Below are 21,397 nucleotides of genomic sequence, written 5' to 3' on the forward strand. Positions count from 1 at the left end.
AGGTGGGCCCTGTCCTCCCGACAGAGCATCCAAAGCGCTTTAATAAAACCAGTTTAGTTATTGTTCCGCCGGCGGTGATCGGGGTTTTCGCGGGGAAGGATTGGTTTTTTCCCCGCCCTGCCGGGCCTGCCGCGCACGCCAGCGCGGCGGTACATCAGCAGGCGTCCAGCGCGCGTGCGGCGCCGCGCAGGGCGGGTGACTGGCGGCTGTTGATCACGAACACCGGGATGGCGGCGAGGTAGCCGCGGAAGCGGCCCTTGGCCTCGACGCGCTCGCGAAACGGCGAGCCGTCGATGAACGCGCCCAGGCGCGGCACGATGCCGCCGCCCAGGTACACGCCGCCGCGCGCGCCCAACGTGAGGGCCAGGTTGCCGGCCACCGTGCCGAGGAAGGCGCAGAACATCTCCAGCGCCTCCACGCAGCGTGCGTCGGAGCGCGCCAGCGCGGCGGCGGTGACGTCGGCGGCCGTGAGGGCGGGCGGCGGCCCGCCGGGTGCGTCCAGGGCGCACAGCGCCGCATGCAGGTCCACCAAGCCCTGGCCGCAGACGGCACGCTCGGCCGACACGTGGCCGTGGCGCTCGGCCAGTTGCGCCAGCACCTGCTGCTCGCGCGCCGTGCACGCGGGCAGGGTGACGTGGCCGCCCTCGCCCGCCACGGCCACGTGGCCGCCGCGGCCGTCAGGCAACAGGGCCGAGACACCCAGGCCCGTGCCCGGGCCAATCAGGCCCATGGGCGCCGCCGGCAACGCGCAGCCGCCGCCCAAGGGGCGCAGCTCCGCGGGCTCCAGGGCCGGCAAGGCCAGCGCCAGCGCGGTGAAGTCGTTGAGCACTTTCAACTGCGCGAAGCAGAAGCGCGCCTGAACGGCCGAGATGGAAAAGGCCCAGTGGTGGTTGGTCATGCGCACCAGGTCGCCCAGCACCGGGTTGGCGATGGCGATGGCACAGCGGCGCGGCGCGGGCCGGCCCAGGCGCTGCAGGATGTCGGCCAGCGCATCGTCCAGGCCGGCGTAGCCGGCGCAGGGCAGCGTGGCGACGTCCTCGATGGGCGCGCCGGGGCGGGCCTGCCAGGCAAAGCGGGCGTTGGTGCCGCCTATGTCGGCGAGCAGGCGTGATGTATCCATGGCCGTCCTCGTCAGTGCAGCCGGTAGGCGCGCGCCTCGTAGGGGCGCAGGGTGAAGGCGCGGATGTCCTCGCCGGCCTCCACGGGGTAGTTGGCGATCAGCAGCTCCTGCTCTTCGAAAGCCAGGTCCGCGGGCAACTCGCAGCGCGGCGTGGCGCGGCTGAAGTTGCAGACCACCAGCAGCCGCTCCTCGCCCAGGGTGCGCAGGTAGGCGTAGATCTGCGCATGCTCAGGCAGCAGCAGCTCGTAGCGGCCGTGCACCACCACGGGCAGCGCGCGGCGCAGCGCGATCAGGCGGCGGTAGTGGTGGAACACGGAGTCCGGGTCCGCCAGGGCCTGGCGGGCGTTCACCTCCCGGTAGTTCGGGTTCACGCCTATCCAGGGCGTGCCGGTGGTGAAGCCGGCGTGCGGGCCGTCGCTCCACTGCATGGGCGTGCGCGCGTTGTCGCGGCCCTTGGCATGGATGGCGGCCAGCACCTGCGCCGGCGCCATGCCGCGCTCGTCCACCGCCTCGCGCCACAGGTTGAGCGTCTCGATGTCGCGGTACTCGGCGATGGAGCCGAAGCGCACGTTGGTCATGCCCAGCTCCTCGCCCTGGTAGACGTAGGGCGTGCCCTGCAGCAGGTGCAGGAAGGTGGCGAGCATCTTGGCCGAGGCCACGCGGTGGGCGCCGTCGTCGCCGAAGCGCGACACCGGGCGCGGCTGGTCGTGGTTGGAGAGGTAGAGGCTGTTCCAGCCGCGGCCGTGCAGCGCGTGCTGCCAGCGCGACATGGACGCCTTGAGCGAGCGCAGCTCCAGCGGCTTGCGGCCCCACTTGCCCAGGCCTTGCGCCGGGTCGATGTCCAGGTCCACGTGCTCGAACTGGAAGAGCATGTTGAGAAAGCCCTCGCGCTCGTCCGTGAGCTGCACGCCGTGCTTGGGGGTCGCGTTGGGCGCCTCGCCGACGGTGATCAGGTCGTAGTGCGACAGCACCTCGCGCTTCATCTCGTCCAGGAATTCGGCCAGCCGCGGCCCGTGAAACACCAGCGGGCCCGGCGGCTGCCAGGGCCGCTGCGGCAGCGTTGCGGGCGCATCCGGCAGCTTGGGCGCCTTGGAGATCATGTTGATGACGTCCATGCGGAAGCCGTCCACGCCCTTGTCCAGCCAGAAGCGCATGAGCGCATACACCTCCTGGCGCAGCCTGGGGTTCTCCCAGTTGAGGTCCGGCTGCTTCCTGGAGAACAGGTGCAGGTAGTACTCGCCCGTGGGCTCGTGCAGGGTCCAGGCCGGGCCGCCGAAGGCCGAGGCCCAGTTGTTGGGCTCGGCGCCGTCGCGCGGCGAACGCCAGATGTAGTAGTCGCGGTAGGGGTTGTCGCGGCCCTTGCAGGCCTCGGTGAATCAGGGGTGCTCGTCGGAGCTGTGGTTGACCACGAGGTCCATCACCAGCTTGAGCCCGCGCTCGTGCAGGGCGTGCAGCAGCGCGTCGAAGTCGGCCATGGTGCCGAGCTCGGCCATGACGTCGCGGTAGTCGCTGATGTCGTAGCCGTTGTCGTCGTTGGGCGAGCGGTAGATGGGGGAAAGCCACACCACGTCCACGCCCAGGGCCTGGAGGTAGTCCAGCTTGGCCGTGATGCCGCGCAGGTCGCCTATGCCGTCGCCGTTGCTGTCGCAAAAGCTGCGCGGGTAGACCTGGTAGACCACGCTCTGCTTGAACCACGCCTGGCTCATGCCGGCAGCTCCACGGTGCGGCGGCAGGCCTGGTCCGCGTCGTCGAAGAGGTGCAGTTGCCCAGGGAACAGCCGCAGCGCCAACCGCGAGCCCGGGGCCTGCGCCGCGGCGCCTTCCACGCGCACAGTCAGCGTGCCCACGCCCGCGCCGCCATCGACGTAGAGCAGCGAGGCGTCGCCCAAGCGTTCCACGTGCAGCAGCCGCACCGGCAGCGCCGCGCCCTCGCCTTCGCCGGCCAGCACCACGTGCTCCGGCCGCACGCCCACCTGCACCTGGGCGTTGGGCGCCAGGTGGCGCGCATCCACGGCCACGCGCACCGGCTGCCCGGCCAGTTGCACCACGGCGTGGTCGGCCTGCGCGTCCAGCAGCCGCGCGGGCAGCACGTTCATCTTGGGCGAGCCTATGAACTCGGCCACGAAGCGGCTGGTGGGCCGGTGGTAGAGCGCCATGGGCGAGCCCACCTGCGCCACGCTGCCGCGCTCCTCGATGAGCTTGCCGGCGTGCAGCAGCACGATCTTGTCGGCCAGCGTCATGGCCTCCACCTGGTCGTGCGTCACGTAGATCATGCTGGCCGAGCCCAGGTCCTTGTGCAGCCGGGCGATCTCCAGGCGGGTCTGCACGCGCAGCGCGGCGTCCAGGTTGGACAGCGGCTCGTCGAACAGGAAGACCTTGGGCTCCTTGACGATGGCGCGGCCGATGGCCACGCGCTGGCGCTGGCCGCCCGAGAGCGCCTTGGGCAGCCGCTCCAGCAGCGGCGTGAGCTGCAGGATGTCGGCCGCGGCCTTGATCTTGCGGTCTATGGCCGCCTTGTCCGCGCCCAGGGTGCGCAACCCGAAGGCCATGTTCTCCGCCACCGTCATGTGCGGATACAGGGCGTAGCTCTGGAACACCATGGCCACGCCGCGCTTGGCCGGCGGCAGGTCGTTGACGCGCTGGCCGCCTATGAGCAGGTCGCCGCCGCTGATGTCCTCCAGCCCCGCCACCATGCGCAGCAGCGTGGACTTGCCGCAGCCCGACGGGCCGACGAAGACGCAGAACTCTCCACTGTCGATTTCGATGTTGGCGTCGTTGATGGTCAGGGGCTGCCCCGGCGCGTAACGCTTGCGAACCTGCCGGAAGTCGATGCGGGTCATGGTGGTCTCCTCGATGGGTGGCAATGGCGGGCGATGGCGGTGGCGATGGTGGTGGCGGCGCTCAGCCCAGGCGGGCGAACATCACGCCCCAGGGGGCGAAGTGCAGCGTGCCGTTGTCCAGCCGCGCGCCGTCGGCGCCGCTGTCGTGCAGCACGGCGTCGAGCGCCATGCCGGCGGGCAGCGCCAGCGCGGCAGGCGTGCCGCTCAGGTTGAAGGCGCACAGCACGCGCTGGCCGTGGTGCTCGCGCACATGGGCCAGCACCTGCGCATGGCGCGGCAGCAGCTGCATGTCGCCCTTGACCAGGGCGGCCTGGCCGCGGCGCCAGTGCAGCAGCCGGCTGTAGTGGTTCAGCAGCGAGCCCGGCTGCTCCCATTGCCGCTCGGCCGCCAGCCGGCGGTGCGGCTCGGCCAGCGGCAGCCACGGTTTGACATGGCCGCTGCCAAAGCCCAGGTCGGCGCCCTGGTCCGACCAGGGCATGGGCGTGCGGCAGCCGTCGCGGCCCTTGAACTCCGGCCACATGGTCTTGCCGTAAGGGTCCTGCAGATCCTCGAACGCGATGTCGGCCTCGGGCAGCCCAAGCTCCTCGCCCTGGTAGATGCACACGCTGCCGCGCAGGCTCAGCAGCAGCGCGGCGGCGGCGCGCAGTTGCGCGCTCGACGGGTTCGCGCCGCCCCAGCGCGTGGCCACGCGCATGCAGTCGTGGTTGGAGATGGCCCAGCAGGCCCAGCCGTCGCCGGCGATGCGCTGGAAGCGCTCTATCAGGTCGTGCAGGTAAGGCGCGTCGTGCGCCGCGCCCAGCAGGTCGAAGCAGTAAGCCATGTGCAGCCTGTCGCTGCCGCGGGTGTAGTCGGCCACCATGGCGAGGCCGGCCTCGTCGCCGATCTCGCCCACCATGGTCGTGTCGTGGTACTGGTCCACCAGCTCGCGCAGCCGCCTCAGGAAACCCAATGCTTCCGGCTGGCTCTTGTCGTAGCGGTGCACCTGCCAGGAGTACGGGTTCATGGACGGGGCGGTGGCGTCCTCGACGGTAGGCATGCCGCGGCCGGGGTTGTCGCGCAACTGCGCGTCGTGGAAGCAGAAGTTGATGGCGTCCAGCCGGTAGCCGTCCACGCCCAGCTCCAGCCAGAAGCGCACGGTGTCCAGCAGCGCCTCCTGCACCTCGGGGTTGTGGAAGTTGAGGTCCGGCTGGCTGGTGAGGAAGTTGTGCAGGTAGTACTGGCAGCGGCGCGTGTCCCACTGCCAGGCGCTGCCGCCGAAGACGCTGAGCCAGTTGTTGGGCGGCGTGCCGTCGTGCTTTGCATCGGCCCACACGAACCAGTCGGCCTTGGGGTTGTCGCGGCTGCTGCGGCTCTCGACGAACCAGGGGTGCTGGTCCGAGCAGTGCGACAGCACCTGGTCGATGACGACCTTCAGGTTCAGCGCGTGGGCGCGCTCGACCAGGGCCTTGAAGTCGTCCAGCGTGCCGTACATCGGGTCGACGTCGCGGTAGTCGCTGATGTCGTAGCCGAAATCCTTTTGCGGGCTCTTGAAGAAGGGCGACAGCCACACCGCGTCGGCGCCCAAGCGTGCGACGTGCTCCAGCCGGGACGTGATGCCCGGCAGGTCGCCGATGCCGTCGCCGTTGCTGTCCTTGAAACTGCGCGGGTAGATCTGGTAGATCACGCCGCCGCGCCACCACTGGTTGTTGGATGCCTTGGGCTTGTGCATGGAGTTCACCCCTTGACGGCCCCGGCGGTCAGGCCGGAGACGATCTTGCGTTGGAAGACGAGGACGAGGGCTATCAGGGGCAGGGTGACGAGCACCGAGGCGGCCATGATCTTTCCCCACGGGATGTCGTACAGGCTGGCCCCGCTGATGAGCGAGATCGACACCGGCACGGTGCGCTCGTTGTTGTCGAGCACGAAGGTGAGCGCGAACAGGAACTCGTTCCACGCCGCGATGAAGGCCAGCAGCCCGGTGGACACCAGCGCCGGCCACAGCAGGGGCATGAACACCTGCCAGATGATGCGAAGCGGCCCGCAGCCGTCCATGATGGCCGCCTCCTCCAGTTCCTTGGGCAACTGCTTCATGAAGGTGGTCAGCACCCACACGGTGAAGGGCAGCGTGAAGATCAGGTAGGGCAGCACCAGGCCGATGGCGCGGTTGTAAAGGCCCAGCGCGCGGATGAGCTCGAACATGCCGGCCAGCACCGCCACCTGCGGGAACATGGACACCGCCAGGATGCTGCCCAGCAGCAGCCCGCGCCCCTTGAAGCTGATGCGCCCAAGCGCATAGGCCGCCGTCACGCCCAGCGCCAGCGACAGCGCCACCACCGCGACCGACACCACGACGGAATTGAGCACGTGGCGCAGGAAGGGCTGCTCGGCGCCCGCCAGCAGCGAGGCGTAGTTGGCCAGGCTGGCGCCGCGGGTCCACAGGCTGGGGTCGAACAGCGCGCTGCCGGTCTTGAGCGAGGTCGAGACCGCGAACAGGAAGGGATAGACCGAGACGACGGTCACCAGGGCGGCCAGCCCGTAGATCACGGCCGAGCCCAGAGCGGAGCGTTGGTGGTTCATGCGTCCTCCATGCGGCGGTTGCGGGCCAGGCGCATGACCAGCACCGTGGCCAGGCCTATCATCAGGAACAGCACGGTGGAGGCGGCCGAGCCGTAGCCCATGTAGCCGTTGTCCACCATCTCGCGGCGCACGAAGCCGGACATGCTGATGGTGCTGGCGTTGTTGGACGTGAGCACGAAGATCAGGTCGAACACGCGCAGGGCGTCCAGCAGCCGGAACACCACCGCCACCATCAGCGCCGGGCGTATGAGCGGCAGCGTCACGCGCCAGAACACGCGCAGCGGATGCACGCCGTCCACGCGGGCGGCCTCGTAGCAGTCGCGCGGCAGCGTCTGCAGCGCGGCCAGGATGAGCAGCGCCATGAAGGGCGTGGTCTTCCACACGTCCACCGCCACCACGGTCCACATGGCGAAGGCGGGGTCGGCCGTCCAGGCGATGGGGTGCTGGATGAGGCCGGCCGACAGCAGCAGGTGGTTGATGACGCCGAACTGGTCGTGCAGCATCCAGCCCCACATCTTGGCCGATACGATGGTCGGGATGGCCCAGGGCAGCAGCACCGCGGCGCGCACCAGCGAGCGGCCCTTGAACTCCTGGTCGAGCAGCAGCGCCACGCCCAGGCCGAAGGCCGTTTCCAGCAGCACCGAGGCCAGGGCGAACTTCAGCGTGTTGGCGATGGCCACGCCCCAGTCGCCGGCCCAGAAGCCCTCGGTGTTGTTCGGGTTGAAGAACAGGCCGAACTCGCCGAAGTAGTTGCCCAGGCCGACGAATTGGGCCGCGCCGGGGTCGTTGATGTTGGCATCGGTGAAGCTGAACCAGATGGTGCGTGCCAGCGGCCACAGGGCCACGGCCGCCAGCGTCACCAGCATGGGCGCCAGGAACAGCCACGCGGTGCGCGTGCGCTGCGCGCGCAGCGGCTGGCGCGTCGCGGGTGTGGCGGCGGCCGCGGCCGCAGGCGCCACCACGGCGCTGCGCAGGGCTTGCGGCAGGGGCGGACCCTCCTGCCAGGCGTTGGGGGCGGCGCCCATTACCACTTGCCCCGGCGGATCTGGTTGAGGCGGCCGTCCAGGCGCTTGGCGGCGTCCTCGGCACTGGACTGGCCGGACATCACGTCGTGCGCGGCGTTCCACAGCGCCTGGCTGACCTCGGGGTACTTGGCGCCGGTGATGGTGGACGGGCGCGGCACGGCGTTGACCAGCACTTCGTACATGTCGGCCATGAAGGGGTTGGCCGCCAGCACGTCCTTGTCCTTGTAGAGCGCGGGCATGGTGGGGTTGAAGGAGTACTTCACCGCCCGCTCCTTCTGGATCTCGCGGCTGCTGAGGTACATCACCAGGTCGGCCGCCGCCTCGGGGTTCTTGGAGTACTTGCTCACCGCCCACTGCCAGCCGCCCAGCGCGGCCGCATGCTGCCCCTCGCCGCCGCCGCGCGGCAGCGGCGCCACGCCCACCTTGCCCTTGACGGCGCTGTCGGCGTTCTGGCTCAGCGACCAGGCGTAGGGCCAGTTGCGCATGAAGGCCGCCTTGCCGTTCTGGAACACGCCGCGCGCGTCCTCCTCGGCGTAGTTCAGCACCCCCTTGGGCGCGATGCTGCCGGGCCAGGACGCGGCCATCTTCAGCGCCTGCACGGTGGCCGGGCTGTTGACGGTGACCTTGCCCTGGGCATCGAGCACCTGGCCGCCGAAGCTGCTGATCCACTCCAGCGCGTTGCAGCTCAGGCCCTCGTAGGCCTTGCCCTGGAAGACGAAGCCCTGGAAGTCCGCGGCGCCGGCGGCGCGCTCGCCGTCCTGGATCTTCCTGGCCGCGGCGGCCATGTCCTGCCAGGTCTCGGGTGGTTGCAGGCCGTACTTCTGCAGCAGGTCCTTGCGGTAGAAGAGCATGCCCGCGTCGCTCATGTTGGGCATGGCCAGCAGCTTCCCGTCCACCGTGTTGTTGGCCACGATGGCCGGGAAATGCTCCGCCTCCGCGCCCTTGCTGTAGGGCTTCAGGTCCAGCAGGTGGTCCTTGAGCACGCCGGGCCAGACCACGTCGATGTTGAGCACGTCCAGGTCGGCCGACTTGGCCGCGAACATCTGCCGGAACAGCGACAGGATGTCCGTGCTGGAGCTCGGCATGGTGAAGATGTTCACCGTGTGTCCCGTCTTGGCGGCCCACTGCGCCGAATACCGCTTGCAGTTTTCGAAATCCACGCCCACCGAGGCGCAGGAAATCGTGAGCGTCGCCGCCTGCGCCGCGCCCAGTGTGGCCGCGAGGCCGGCGGCGCCCAGGAAGTAATGCAATGCCTTCATGAACCTGTCTCCTGCCAAATATCTAACGCGGTTTGATTATTGTCCAAAGCGCTTTGGATCAACCTATAGGAAACCCTCAAAGCGCTTTGGCTTGTCCGAGGGATGGATGGCCCCAGCCGGGCGGGCAAGGTTCAAACCTGCCCGGCGCGCGGCGGGCCGGGAGTGCCGGCCCTGCCGGCGGCGCTCAGTGCAGCTTGACGCGCGGCCCCGTGTGGCCGCTGAGCCAGCGCGCGACGGTGGCCAGGGCCACCTTGGGCCAGCCGTGCAGGCCCAGCTCGTGGCGCTTGTAGAGCGACAGGTACATGGCCTGCGCGAGGCGGCCCTCTACCATCAGCCCGCCGCGGCCCAGGCCGCCGAGCAGGTCGCCCAACGCGCCCTGGTGGCCCAGTGACAGCAGGGAGCCGAAGTCGCGGTAGTGGACGTCGCGCAGCGGCTGCCCGGCCAGCAGGCGCCGGATCTGGCCCAGCATGTGCCGCGCCTGCTGCCGGGCGGCTCAAGCCGCCACGCGGCCCTGGGCCGCCACCGCGCGCAGCGACGCCTCGATGGCGGCGGCGTCGCCGAGGTAGTGGTGGCGCAGCGGGCGCAGGTCGGCGTCCAGCTCGTAGACCAGCGGCTGCCCGGTGGGCAGGTTGACCTCGGCAATGGCCTCGTCCGAAACCCCGTCCAGGAGCTTGATCAGCGCGCGCAGGCTGTTGCCATGCGCGGCCACGATCACGCGCTGGCCGCCGCGCAGCGCCGGCGCGATGGCGTCGCGCCAGCAAGGCAGCACGCGCGCCACGGTGTCGCGCAGGCATTCGGTGCGCGGCACGTCCGCGCCGAGCCCGCGGTAGCGCGGGTCGCCGGCCTCGTGCCGCGGATCGCCCGCGGCCAGCGCCGGCGGCGGCTCGTCGTAGGCGCGGCGCCAGCGCTGCACCTGGGCTTCGCCGTACCGCGCGGCGGTCTGCGCCTTGTTCAGCCCCTGCAGCGCGCCGTAGTGGCGCTCGTTGAGGCGCCAGGTGGACTGCACGGGGATGTACATGCAGTCCAGCTCCTCCAGCACGCTCCACAGCGTCTTGATGGCGCGCTTTTGCACGGACGAAAAGGCCAGGTCGAAGTGAAAGCCGCGCGCCCTGAGCAGCCGCCCGGCCGCGTGGGCCTCTTCCAGCCCGCGGTCGCTCAGCGGGACGTCGGTCCAGCCCGTGAAGCGGTTTTCCTGGTTCCAGACCGATTCGCCGTGGCGCAAGAGAACGAGCTGATGCATGGCTCAGGCCTCCGTGATGTGCAGCAGGTTGGTGGTGCCGGCCGTGCCGAAAGGCATGCCCGCGGCAATGGCGATGGGTGCGCCCGGCGCGGCAAAGCCCTGGGCCCGCGCCACGGCGCGGGCGGTTTCGACCATGCCGGCCACGTCCTGTATGCCCGCGCCCACGTGCACGGCGTGCACGCCCCAGGCCAGCGCCAGCCGCCGCGCGATGGACAACTGCGGCGTGATGCACAGCACCGGCGCCGCCGGCCGCTCGCGCGCGGCGCGCAGGCTGGTGGCGCCGGAGCGCGTGTAGGTCACCAGCGCGGCGATGGGCAGCAGCTCGGCCGTCTGGCGCAGCGAGGTGCACACGGCGTCGGCCACGCTGGCCACCGGCGCGACGTGCGAGGCGTCGATCACGGTGCGGTAGTACGGGTCGCCTTCGACCTCGCGGATCACGCGGTCCATCACCGCCACCGCCTCCACCGGGTAGCGGCCCGCGGCCGACTCGGCCGAGAGCATCACCGCGTCGGCCCCGTCGTACACGGCGGTGGCCACGTCGGAGGCCTCGGCGCGCGTGGGCACCGGCGAGGCCACCATGGACTCCAGCATCTGCGTGGCCACGATCACCGGCTTGCCCTGCCGGCGGCAGGTGCGCACGATGCACTTTTGCAGCCGCGGCACGGTCTCGGCGGGCAGCTCCACGCCCAGGTCGCCGCGCGCCACCATCACCGCGTCGCACGCGTCGACCACGGCCTCCAGGCAGTCCATGGCCGCTGGCTTTTCCAGCTTGGCCAGCAGCGCCGCGCGGCCGCCCACCAGCTCGCGCAGCTCGTGCAAGTCCTCAGGCCGCTGGACGAAGGACAGCGCCACCCACTCCACGCCCAAGGTGAGGCCGAAGGCGAGGTCTTCGCGGTCCTTGGGCGTGAGCGCCGAGATGGGCAGCAGCACGCCGGGCACGTTGACGCCCTTGCGCTCCGACAGCGGCCCGCCGGTGACGACGCGGGTGTGCGCGTGGTCCAGCCCGCAACTTTCAACGTGCAGACGCAGCTTGCCGTCGTCCAGCAGCAGCTCGGCGCCCGGCTGCAGCGCGGCGAAGATCTCGGGGTGCGGCAGGTTCACGCGCGCCGCGTCGCCGGGCGCGGGGTCCAGGTCCAGGCGGAAGGCCGCGCCGGGCTCCAGCGTGATGGGGCCGCCGGCAAAGCAGCCTATGCGCAGCTTGGGGCCCTGCAGGTCCAGCAGGATCGCGATGGGCCGCCCAAACTCCTGCTCCAGGCGGCGGATCATGTCCACGCGCTCGCGGTGCTGCGCATGGCTGCCGTGGCTGAAGTTGAGGCGGAACACGTCCGCCCCGGCCTCGAACAGCGCACGCAGCACGGGCAGCGTGGCGCTGGCGGGCCCCAGGGTCGCGACGATTTTCGCTTTTCGTTGACGGCGCATCGGAATATCAGGCACGGTCGTGGCCTTTCTTGGTGGGGGAAAAAAACTCAGGCAAACCCGGCGGCCGCAGCGGTGGCGGCGCCATGGCGGTGAAGCAAGTCGGCGCTGCGCTGGCGCAGCAGGGGCAGCTCGCTCGCCAGCCCCAGGCGGGCGCATGCGCCGAGGTAGGCGGCGTCACGGCACAGGCGCGAGAGGTCGATGCGCCAGCCCAGGCCGACCATCAGCCACTTGAAGTCCACCAGGGCCAACAAGTGCTCATCGCCTTCAGGGCAGACCGGCAGGACTTCCATGACAACTCCTCGTCAATGCGCGCCGTCGCACCGGCGCCGTGGGCTCGCCACCGCGCACGGCGGCCGGCTGGCTGGCATCGCGCTTGGACCGCCAAAACGAACGGCCCGCTCAAAGCGCTTTGGATTCCTCACAACACTAGTCAAAGCGCTTTGGATATTGCTTGGTGTTTTCCCTGAGCGCGGCCCCCGGGCCGGGCTGCCGTCACTCGACCGCAGGCCGTGGCGCCACGTGCTACGATCCAAACCGCTTTAGATGGCGCGTAACACGCGCTGAACCTTGACTCAAGCCCGGCGGAGAAACGCGTCTTGAAAACCAATCTGAAAGTGCTGTCGCAGTCGCTGGGCCTGTCGCAGACGACGGTGTCGCGGGCGCTGGCGGGGTATTCGGACGTGAGCCCCGTCACGCGGCAGCGGGTGCTGGAGGCGGCGCGGGCGTCGGGGTACGAGCCCGACACCACGGCGCGGCGGCTGGCCACCGGGCGCTCGGAGGCGGTGGGGATCATTTACCCGTTTGGCGACAGCGGGCTGGGCGATCCGCGCTTCGTGGAAGTGATGGCCGGCTTGTCCGACGGGCTGGCCGAGGCGCGCATGGACCTCATGGTCGCGGCGGCGCGGGCGCAGACCGAGCTGGACTCCTACAAGCGGCTCACCAGCTCGCGCGCCGTGGATGCGCTCATCGTGGCCAACACCCGGCTGGACGACGCCCGCATCCAGTTCCTGCAGCAGCGCAAGTTTCCCTTCGTGGCCTATGGGCGGACGAACAGCGCCTCGCCCTACGCCTGGTTCGATTTCGACAACGAGGCCGGCGCCCGCCTGGCCACGCAGCGGCTGCTGGGCCTGGGGCACCGGCGCATCGCGCTGATCCATGCGCCGCTGAGCATGACCTTCGCCGCGCAGCGCCATGCCGGCTACGTGCAGGCGCTGCGCGAGGCGGGGCTGGAGCCTGAAGCCGCCCTGGTGGTGGAAGTGCCGCTGGATCGGCACGGCGCCTGCGAGGCCACGCGGCGGCTGCTGGCGCTGCCGCAGCCGCCCACCGCGCTGCTGGTGGACAACAACCTGAGCGGCGTGGGCACGCTGCGCGCGCTCATGGAAAGCGGCTGGCAGCCGGGCCGGGGGCCGTCGCTCATCGTCTACGACGGCGTGCCGGCCGACCTGCCGCTGCCCTACCGCGTCACCGCCGTGGAGCAGCCCACGGGCGAGGCCAGCGGCCGCACCCTGGCGCGGCTGGTGCTGGACCTGCTCGCGGGCCACCCCGTGCCCTCCCTGAACCAATTGGCGCAGCCCGTGATCGCGCCCGGCGACACGGACCGCCCGGCCAGCGCCGACGGCTGAATCCGGCCCGCCAGCCCCGCAGCGGGCCCAGGCCGTCGACGCATGGTCCTTGCGCCCGGCCGGCGCATGCCCGCACCGCTGCAAGGCGGCCTTTACCAGCGCTTCGGTGTCATTCATGCCGACTTCCTGAAAGCCCACACGGGCCTGAACACCAGTTTCGGTGAGACCAGTAAATAACTCAAGCTGATTGATTAATGGAAAACCCGCTGGCGCGATGGCGCTGCGGGCCCCAGCATGACGCCCATTCGAAAGCGCTTTGGATGATGGAGCGCGCGCTCGGCGGCGCGGCTTTCAAGGCGCGCCGCGCGGGCTGCGCCTGCCAAAGACCACGTCACCTGGAGATTCCATGTCCTTCGACCTTGTCCTCATCGGCGGCACCGGCGACCTGGCCTGGCGCAAGCTCATGCCGGCCCTGTTCCAGGCCTGGCGCCACGGCACGCTGCCGGCGGGCGGGCGCATCCTGGCGGTGTCGCGCGAGGACATGGACAGCGCGGCCTACCGCGTGTGGCTGCAGCAGCGCTTCCAGGACCTGTCGGGTCCGACGCGCCCAACGGCCGAGGCCCTGGCCGCCTTTACCGCCCAAGTGCACTACCTGCAGGTGGACCTGGCGCAGGACGCCCACTACCCGGCGCTGCGGCGCTGGCTCAAGGAGCCCGCGGCGCAGGAGGGCCGCGCCGACGGTCCGGCCGAGTCGGTGGTCTTCTACCTGGCCACCAGCCCGCACCTGTTCCCGCAGGTGTGCCGGCAGTTGGGCGCCATCGGGCTCCATGGCCCGGAGGTGCGCGTGGTGCTCGAAAAGCCGCTTGGGCACGACCTGGAGAGCGCGCGCGCCATCAACCGCGCCGTGGGGGCCGTGTTCGGCGAGTCGCAGGCGCTGCGCATAGACCACTACCTGGGCAAGTCCGCGGTGCAGAACCTCACCGCGCTGCGCTTTGGCAACGCCCTCTTCGAGCCGCTGTGGCGGCGCGACAGCATTGCCAGCATAGAGATCACGCTGGCCGAGTCCTTGGGCGTGGGCACGCGCGGCGACTTCTACAACCGCACCGGCGCGCTGCGCGACATGGTCCAGAACCACGCGCTGCAGTTGCTCACCATGATCGCCATGGAGCCGCCCGCGTCCGCCCATGCCGATGCCATACGCAACGAGAAGCTCAAGGTGCTGCAGGCCTTGAAGCCCTTCGACGCCGCCAGCGCGCGGCGCGACGTGGTGCGCGGCCAGTACCGCGCCGGCGTGTGCGAGGGCCGTGCCGTGCCGGGCTACCTGGAGGAGCGCAACGTGCCCGCGGGCAGCCGCTGCGAGACCTTCGTGGCGCTGCGCACCGAGGTGTGCAACTGGCGCTGGGCCGGCGTGCCTTTCTACCTGCGCACGGGCAAGCGGCTGGCGGCGGGCACGGCCTGCATCGTCGTGAACTTCCGCGCCGTGCCGCACCCGATCTTCGCGGGCCCGCACCCGGCCAACCGGCTGGTGATCAAGCTGCAGCCCGCCGACGGGCTGGAGCTGCACCTGCTGGCGGCCCAGGGCCCCACCGGCACGCAGGCGCTGGCGCCCGTGAGCCTGGACCTGGACTTCGACCACGCCTTTGCCGAGGACCGCGTGGGCGCCTACGAGCGGCTGCTGCTGGAGGCCATACACGGCCGCCTGAACCTGTTCGTGCGCAACGACGAGCAGGAAGAGGCCTGGCGCTGGGTGGAGCCCGTGCTGCAGGCCTGGCGCGAGGACGACGCCGCCGGCCTGGGCCCCCGCCCCTACGCCGCCGGCAGCTGGGGCCCGGCAGCGGCCAGCGCCCTGGTGGCCCGCGACGGTTTCACTTGGGCCGAGGAGCAGTGAGCGGCTGCCGGCCCGCGGCCTGAATTCCCCTGCGCGGCACGCCTGCCGCCGCAAGGCGCCCGCGTCCGCGGCGTGCGTCCTGGCTTTTTCACTTGCGCGGACACCCCCTCCTCCCTCCATGGACCACCACAGCCTGAAACAGCTTTTCCCCACCGCGGACCAGATCCCCGAGGCCCACCGCCTGCGCGAGCCGCTGCACCAGCGCGTCTCGGTGCTGGACGGCGAGCTGGTCACATGGGACGGCGAATGCCGCCCCGTGCTGTCGCCCATCTGCGTGCGCCATGCCGACGGCAGCGTGCGGCAGATGGACATCGGCAGCGTGCCCGTGATGGGCGTGGAGCACAGCGACCAGGCGCTGGCCGCCGCCGTGCGCGCCTGGGACCACGGCCGCGGCGCCTGGCCCACCATGAGCACGGCCCAGCGCATCACCTGCATGCAGGACTTCACCCGCCAGATGGCCGCGCAGCGCGACACCGTGGTGCGGCTGATCATGTGGGAGATCGGCAAGAGCCTGGCCGACTCGCGCAAGGAGTTCGACCGCACGCTGGAGTACATCGAGGCCACCATCGCCGCGCTCAAGGCGCTGGACAACGACGCCTCGCGCTTCGCGCAGGCCGAAGGCTTCGCCGGCCAGATACGCCGCACCCCGCTGGGCGTGGTGCTGTGCATGGGGCCCTACAACTACCCGCTCAACGAAACCTTCGCCACGCTGATCCCGGCGCTGCTCATGGGCAACACGGTGGTGTTCAAGCCGCCGCAGTACGGCACGCTGCTGTTCGCGCCGCTGCTGGAGGCCTTGCGCAGCGCCTTTCCGCCGGGGGTGGTCAACACCATCTACGCGCCGGGCTCGCTGGTGGTGCCGCGGCTGCTGGCCTCGGGGCAGGTCAACGTGCTGGCGCTCATAGGCTCCAGCCGCATCGCGGACCACCTCAAGAAGCAGCACCCCAAGTCGCACCGGCTGCGCGCGGTGCTGGGCCTGGACGCCAAGAACGCCGCCATCGTCCTGGCCGACGCGGACCTGGACCTGGCCGTGCGCGAATGCGTGGCCGGCGCCCTGTCCTTCAACGGCCAGCGCTGCACGGCGCTGAAGATGCTGCTGGTGCACCGCTCCATCGTGAAGCCCTTCCTGCAGCGCATGGGCGAGGCCATCGCCGCGCTCAAGCTGGGCATGCCCTGGGAGGACGGCGTGCAGATCACGCCGCTGCCCGGCCCGCACCGCACGGCCTACATGGACGAGGCGCTGCGCGACGCGCAATCCCGCGGCGCGCGGGTGCTCAACGGCGGCGGGGGCGACTCCTGCGTGACGCTGTACCGCCCGGCGCTGGTGTATCCGGTGCGCGAGGGCATGCAGCTCTACCGCGAGGAGCAGTTCGGCCCGCTGGTGCCGGTGGCGGACTTCGAGGACGTCGAGGAGGCGCTGCAGTACGTGGTGACGTCCGAGCACGGGCAGCAGGTCAGCCTCTTCGGCCAGGACCCGGCGCAGTTGGGCGCGCTCATCGACCCGCTGGTCAACCAGGTCTGCCGCGTCAACCTCAACTCGCAATGCCAGCGCGGGCCGGACGTGTTCCCGTTTGCCGGCCGCAAGGACTCGGCCGAGGGCACGCTCTCCGTCACCGACGCGCTGCGCGCCTTCTCCATACGCTCCATGGTGGCCGCCCGCCAGACCGAGGCCAACACGCGGCTGCTCAACGCCATTGCCGCGCAACACCATTCGCGCTTCGTCCACACGGATTTCTTGTTCTGAGACCGGGCTTTGCCGCCGCTGGCGGCATTTGAATGCCAGTATTTTGCGAATGGTGCACGCGCTGGGTGCGCCATTCGCTTTTTGTTTTTCAGAAAATTCCCCGCACCGTCCACGCATAATTCGAGGGCAATTCTCGACATATTATTCGGCACGAATAAAACCGCGCAGCCGGCATCCAGGCTGCCGCCTTTGAAATAAAGTTTTGCGATGACGGCATAAATTTATCCGCAACTTCCCGGCTTGCGAATAAAAAATCAAGCCCACTGTTGACAACCTGATCACAAAGCCAGGCCATAGTCAATATATTCTTGGAAGGCCTGCGCTCAAAGCGCTGTGCACCCTCCTTTGTACGGCACCGCCCATTCCAGCCGCACAGACCGAAGCCGAGATCAGGAAGTTATTGGAGGCAACATGGATAAACGATTATCCGCACCCGGCCTCGTCAAGCCGGAAATCAGGATAGTCTTGATTTATGCCGTGTTTGCCGCCACGTGGATTTTGTTGTCCGACAAAATCACGACCTGGTTTTTCCACGGGCCCGATACCATCGCCCTGGCCGGCACGGCAAAAGGGTGGCTTTTCGTGGTGGTCACTTCCTACCTTTTGTATTGGCTGCTGCGCCGCGCGCGCCAGGAGGCCTTGCCGCTGGGGCAATTGTTCGTTTACCCCTGGCGCGCCTGGATGGTGGCGAGCCTGTGCGTGCTGGCGGCCGTCTTTGCGGCGGGATACAGGATGTGGGGCGATGAGCGGGCGGCCGAGGTGCTGCGGCTCAACGAGGTGGCGGAGTTCAAGGCGAGGATGCTCACGGACCGGGTCGTCCAGAGCCGGCGCGCGGCCCGCTACATCCAGACCAGCCGGCACCTGCTGGCGCTGTTCAACTGCTGGCAGGCCGGCGACGCCGGCTGCGGCGACCTGCTGACGCAGCAGCTGGAAGGCCTGGCCGGCCATGCGGGCGCAGGCCGCGTGCGCATTTACGACAGCCGGGGCCACGGCCTGGGCGGCAGCCCGGGGAGCGAGGCCCACATGCCCAGGGAGCTGCAAAGCGCCCTGGACGCGGCGGCGCAGGACCTGGACATCCACCAGGCCGGCCCCTACGTGGATCGCGCCGAGCACCACGTGCTGGACCTGGTCGTTCCGCTGCTGGACGGCGGGCGGGCCAGGGCCTTCATCCTGCTGCACCCTTGCAGCGATGACGACGTGGATCAACTGCTGCAGGGCTGGCCCGTGCGCACGGACACGGGCGAGGTGTGGCTGCTGCGTCGAATGGACGGCGACGCGGAGCTGCTCAACCAGCCGCCTTCCAGCCGCGCCGTGGGCCCGGTGCAGGCGGTGCTGAATGACGAGGACGCCCTGGCCGTTGCTGCGCTGGCGCTGCAGCCGCCGCAGCAGCGCCAGGTCATTGGGCTGGGCCTGCGGGGCGAACGCCTGCTGGGGGCCACGCGCGCCATTCCGGGCACGGACTGGGTGCTGGCCGCGGTGATCGCCGACGCCGAGGTGCGCGGCAAGGCCCTGCGGCAAATGCTCTGGCTGGGCCTGGTCGGCGTGCTGGCCATCTTCAGCGCCGCCGTGGCCGTGCTGCTGCTGCGCCAGCGCGAGACCCTGGCCCAGGCCCGCGGCGAATCGCTGGCCAACGTGCGGCGCCTGAAGGAGCTGCAGTTGCTGGCGGCCATGGCCGACGCCACGGACGAGGCCATGTGCATCAAGGATGCCGAGGGCCGCTACGTGCTCTTCAATCAGGCCGCCGGCCGCCTCATGGGCCTGGAGCCCGCCGCCGCGCTGGACCGCACGGACACGGAAATCTTTCCGCCGCACACGGCCGGGCAGATCCACTCGATCACGGAGCAGGCCCTGGCCCAGCGCCAGCTTTCGTCGTCCGAGCAGTCCCTGCAGACGCCCCGCGGCCCGCGGCTGCTGCAGGTCACAGCGGCACCGCTGCTCGATGCCGAGGGCCGCTTCATAGGCTCGTTCTGCCTGGCCAGGGACGTCACCGAGCACCGCAGCCTGGAGGCCGCGCTGCGCAACAGCGAAAGGCGCCACCGGCAGCTTTTCGAAGGCAGCAAGGACGCCCATCTCGTGATCGAGCCGGGCGAGGGCGTCATCCAGGACGCCAACCCGGCGGCCCTGCGGCTGTTCCGCGCCGACGATCTCAAGCCCAAGACCGTGCTCGACATCTCCGCGCCGCTGCAGCCCAATGGCCGCGCTTCGCGCGACCTGGTGGCGGGCAACGAGCACGCCGTCCTGGCCGAAGGCTCGCTGGACATGGAATGGGTGCACCAGCGCCTGGACGGCAGCCCGTTCACGGCCCAGGTGCTGCTCACGCGGCTGGACTGCGACGCGCACAGCCTGATCCTGGCGACCGTGCGCGACATCTCCGACCGCAAGCGGCTGGACGTGGAGCTGGAGCGCTACCGCAAGCGGCTGGAGTGCCTGGTGAGCGAACGCACCAGCCAGCTGCGGGACGCGTTGCAGTCGGCCGAAGCGGCCAGCCAAGCCAAGAGCGTGTTCCTGGCCAACATGAGCCACGAGATCCGCACGCCGCTCAACGCCATCCTCGGCATGACGGAGCTGCTGCGCCGCGCCGCCTTGCCCTCCGAGCACGCCGCGCGGCTGGAGCGCATCGACATGGCGGGCCGCCACCTGCTGGCCACGCTCAACGACGTTCTCGACCTCTCCAAGATCGAGGCCGGCAAGCTGGAGCTGCAGTCCAGCGACTTCGAGCTGCGCGCGGTGCTGGACAACGTGTGCTCGATGATCGAGCCGATCGCGCGCGACAAGGCCTTGTCCGTGCAGGTGGACGCCGCCGGCGTGCCCACGTGGCTGCATGGCGACCTCGTGCGGCTGCAACAGGCGCTGCTCAACTACGCCAGCAACGCGGTCAAGTTCACGGCGCGCGGCGGCGTCTGGTTGAGCGCGCAAGTGATGCAGGACGCGGGCACCGAGCTGCTGCTGCGCTTCGAGGTTCGGGACAGCGGCATCGGGATCGCGGCGGACAAGCAGTCGCGGCTGTTCCGGACCTTCGAGCAGCTGGACGCCTCCATCACGCGGCGCCACGGCGGCAGCGGCCTGGGCCTGGCCATCACGCGCAGCCTGGTGCAGATGATGGGCGGCGAAGTGGGCGTGCACAGCGTCCCCGGGCAAGGCAGCAGCTTCTGGTTCACGGCCCGGCTGTCGCGTGGCGCGGGCAGCCCGCCGGCGGCGGCACTGCCGCGGGCCGATGCGGCGGCCGCCCTGCGCGAGCGCTGCGCCGGCATGCGCGTGCTGCTGGCCGAGGACAACCCCGTCAACCGCGAAGTGGCCCTGGCCATGCTGGCGGGCGCCGGCCTGTCGGTGGACACGGCCGAGGACGGGCTGCAAGCCGTGGAGAAGGCGCAGGGCACGGCCTACGCGCTGGTGCTCATGGACATGCAGATGCCCTTCATGGACGGCATGGAGGCCACGCGCCGCATCCGCGCCCTGCCCGGCTGGGCCACGCGCCCCATCCTGGCCCTGACCGCCAACGCCTACGACGAGGACCGCAAGGCCTGCCTGGAGGCCGGCATGAACGACTTCATCTTCAAGCCCGTGGACGCCGGCGCGCTCTACGCCACGCTGCTGCATTGGCTGGACGGGGCGCACGCCTGAAGCCTGCCCGGAGCCGGGCCTGCCTGGAAGGTAAACTTGCGGACATGCGCCGCTGGCTCCTCGTCCTTCTCCTGGCACTCCTGCCGCTGCAGCTCTCCTGGGCTGCGGTGGCGACGTACTGCCAGCACGAGAAGGTGCAGGCCGGGCACTTCGGCCACCACGAGCACCAGCACCATGACCAGGGCGCTGCCCAGGCCAAGGACGGCCATGGCGGCAAGAAGTCGCCGCTGACGGCGGACAACGATTGCGGCATCTGCCACCTGGGCCATGCGCAAACGCTGCTGGGCGATGCGCCGGCCCTGGCGCCACCCACGCTGCCGCCGCGCGTGGCCCGCCACGACGCGCTGCCGCCATCCCACGTCCCGGCGCTGCCGGAGCGGCCCGACCGACGCCCCGCCTGATCCGGCGAGCGCGTCCCTTTGCACCCTTTGTTTTCCTGAGCCCAGACGACTCGCCGGATCTGCCTCGTTGACCTGATCAACTAGCGGAGCATCCGATGAGATACCTTTGGCTGCCGCCACTGCTGGCGGCATGCATGACTTTGCCCTGCCTGGCCGAAAGCGGGGCCGATGCCGCGCGCCAGGCCACGCCGGCCGCGGCCGGCACCGTTGCGGCCACAACGCCGGCGCTGACGCTGGACCAGGCGCTGGCGCTGGCGCTGGCGCACTACCCCGATCTCGCGGCCGCGCGCAGCGAGGTGCAGGCCACGCAGGCCGCGCTGCTCGTGGCCGGGGCCCGCCCCGCCGCGCTGGCCGAAGGCGAGCTGGAAGACACCCGGCGCGAGACGCGCTCCACCACGCTGCGGCTGGCGCAGCCCATCGAGCTGGGCGGCAAGCGGCAGGCGCGGCTGGAGGCCGCCGGGCGCGGCCTCGACGTGGCGCTGGCGCGCCAGGCGCTGCGCCGCGGCCAGTTGCGCGCCGAGGTCACGGCGGCCTTCGCCGAAGCCCTGGTGGCGCAGGAGCGCGTGCGGCTGGCCCAAGCCGCACTGGAGCTGGCGCGCGGCGGCAGCGAGGCGGCGCAGCGGCGGGTGACGGCCGGCAAGGTCTCGCCCATCGAGGAGACGCGCGCCCGCGTGGCGCAGGCGGGCGTGGCCGTCGAGCTGGCCCAGGCGCGCGGCGAGCTGC

At 70.4% G+C, this 21,397-nt stretch carries 17 protein-coding genes and 1 pseudogene; 7 read left to right on the forward strand and 11 right to left on the reverse strand.

Going from position 1 to position 21,397, the window contains the following annotated elements; translation table 11 throughout:
- Window positions 1-154 precede the first annotated feature (154 nt).
- The 11 genes and pseudogenes from glk to SM757_RS13335 all read right to left on the reverse strand — a co-directional run bounded on the left by glk (window position 155) and on the right by SM757_RS13335 (window position 11,748).
- Window positions 155-1,120 carry a glucokinase gene (gene glk, locus SM757_RS13280; protein ID WP_322465835.1) on the reverse strand — a complete coding sequence of 322 codons (966 nt, stop codon included), beginning with the start codon at window positions 1,118-1,120 and terminating at the stop codon, window positions 155-157.
- Between the two features lie 11 nt (window positions 1,121-1,131).
- Window positions 1,132-2,826: pseudogene (locus SM757_RS13290) on the reverse strand (glycoside hydrolase family 13 protein).
- Window positions 2,823-3,959 (reverse strand): ABC transporter ATP-binding protein, encoded by a 1,137-nt coding sequence (locus SM757_RS13295; RefSeq protein ID WP_322465836.1) that lies wholly within the window; start codon window positions 3,957-3,959, stop codon window positions 2,823-2,825. Before SM757_RS13295 ends, SM757_RS13290 begins: the two are co-directional and overlap by 4 nt.
- A gap of 61 nt (window positions 3,960-4,020) precedes the next feature.
- Entirely contained in the window at window positions 4,021-5,667 is a 1,647-nt protein-coding gene (locus tag SM757_RS13300) for an alpha-glucosidase family protein (protein WP_322465837.1), read from the reverse strand.
- A 5-nt stretch (window positions 5,668-5,672) separates the two neighbouring features.
- On the reverse strand, window positions 5,673-6,515 hold the full coding sequence (locus SM757_RS13305) for a carbohydrate ABC transporter permease (protein ID WP_322465838.1): 843 nt from the start codon (window positions 6,513-6,515) through the stop codon (window positions 5,673-5,675).
- On the reverse strand, window positions 6,512-7,540 hold the full coding sequence (locus SM757_RS13310) for a carbohydrate ABC transporter permease (protein ID WP_322465839.1): 1,029 nt from the start codon (window positions 7,538-7,540) through the stop codon (window positions 6,512-6,514). The genes SM757_RS13305 and SM757_RS13310 overlap by 4 nt, the downstream gene beginning before the upstream one ends.
- Window positions 7,540-8,799, reverse strand: a complete 1,260-nt coding sequence (locus SM757_RS13315; RefSeq protein WP_322465840.1) for an ABC transporter substrate-binding protein — start codon at window positions 8,797-8,799, stop codon at window positions 7,540-7,542. Before SM757_RS13315 ends, SM757_RS13310 begins: the two co-directional genes overlap by 1 nt.
- Before the next feature lie 184 nt (window positions 8,800-8,983).
- On the reverse strand, window positions 8,984-9,268 hold the full coding sequence (locus tag SM757_RS13320) for a hypothetical protein (RefSeq protein WP_322465841.1): 285 nt from the start codon (window positions 9,266-9,268) through the stop codon (window positions 8,984-8,986).
- A 24-nt stretch (window positions 9,269-9,292) separates the two neighbouring features.
- Window positions 9,293-10,039: a 2,3-diphosphoglycerate-dependent phosphoglycerate mutase gene (gene gpmA / locus SM757_RS13325; protein ID WP_322465842.1), complete on the reverse strand. Its 747-nt coding sequence runs from the start codon at window positions 10,037-10,039 to the stop codon at window positions 9,293-9,295.
- A gap of 3 nt (window positions 10,040-10,042) precedes the next feature.
- Window positions 10,043-11,458 (reverse strand): pyruvate kinase, encoded by a 1,416-nt coding sequence (gene pyk / locus SM757_RS13330; protein WP_322465843.1) that lies wholly within the window; start codon window positions 11,456-11,458, stop codon window positions 10,043-10,045.
- Window positions 11,459-11,505: 47 nt separating this feature from the next.
- Entirely contained in the window at window positions 11,506-11,748 is a 243-nt protein-coding gene (locus SM757_RS13335) for a hypothetical protein (RefSeq protein ID WP_066340221.1), read from the reverse strand.
- Window positions 11,749-12,054: 306 nt separating this feature from the next.
- On the opposite strand from SM757_RS13335, the gene SM757_RS13340 reads away from it, so the two are divergent.
- The 7 genes from SM757_RS13340 to SM757_RS13370 all read left to right on the forward strand — a co-directional run.
- Complete coding sequence (locus SM757_RS13340) at window positions 12,055-13,080, forward strand: substrate-binding domain-containing protein (RefSeq protein ID WP_322465844.1); 1,026 nt, start codon at window positions 12,055-12,057, stop codon at window positions 13,078-13,080.
- Window positions 13,081-13,122: 42 nt separating this feature from the next.
- Window positions 13,123-13,257 (forward strand): hypothetical protein, encoded by a 135-nt coding sequence (locus SM757_RS13345; protein WP_322465845.1) that lies wholly within the window; start codon window positions 13,123-13,125, stop codon window positions 13,255-13,257.
- 169 nt (window positions 13,258-13,426) lie between these two features.
- On the forward strand, window positions 13,427-14,908 hold the full coding sequence (gene zwf / locus SM757_RS13350) for a glucose-6-phosphate dehydrogenase (RefSeq protein ID WP_322465846.1): 1,482 nt from the start codon (window positions 13,427-13,429) through the stop codon (window positions 14,906-14,908).
- 118 nt (window positions 14,909-15,026) lie between these two features.
- A complete protein-coding gene (locus tag SM757_RS13355; RefSeq protein WP_322465847.1) occupies window positions 15,027-16,652 on the forward strand; it encodes an NADP-dependent glyceraldehyde-3-phosphate dehydrogenase in 1,626 nt (541 codons plus the stop codon).
- 501 nt (window positions 16,653-17,153) lie between these two features.
- Complete coding sequence (locus SM757_RS13360; RefSeq protein ID WP_322465848.1) at window positions 17,154-20,273, forward strand: response regulator; 3,120 nt, start codon at window positions 17,154-17,156, stop codon at window positions 20,271-20,273.
- Between the two features lie 44 nt (window positions 20,274-20,317).
- Window positions 20,318-20,674, forward strand: coding sequence for a cation efflux protein, CzcI family (czcI, locus tag SM757_RS13365; protein WP_322465849.1), 357 nt, complete (start codon window positions 20,318-20,320; stop codon window positions 20,672-20,674).
- 95 nt (window positions 20,675-20,769) lie between these two features.
- Window positions 20,770-21,397: TolC family protein (locus SM757_RS13370; protein ID WP_322465850.1), on the forward strand; the 628-nt coding region annotated here is incomplete at its 3' end.

Origin of the sequence: Azohydromonas lata (genome assembly GCF_034427735.1) — a bacterium.
Taxonomy (GTDB): domain Bacteria; phylum Pseudomonadota; class Gammaproteobacteria; order Burkholderiales; family Burkholderiaceae_C; genus Azohydromonas; species Azohydromonas lata.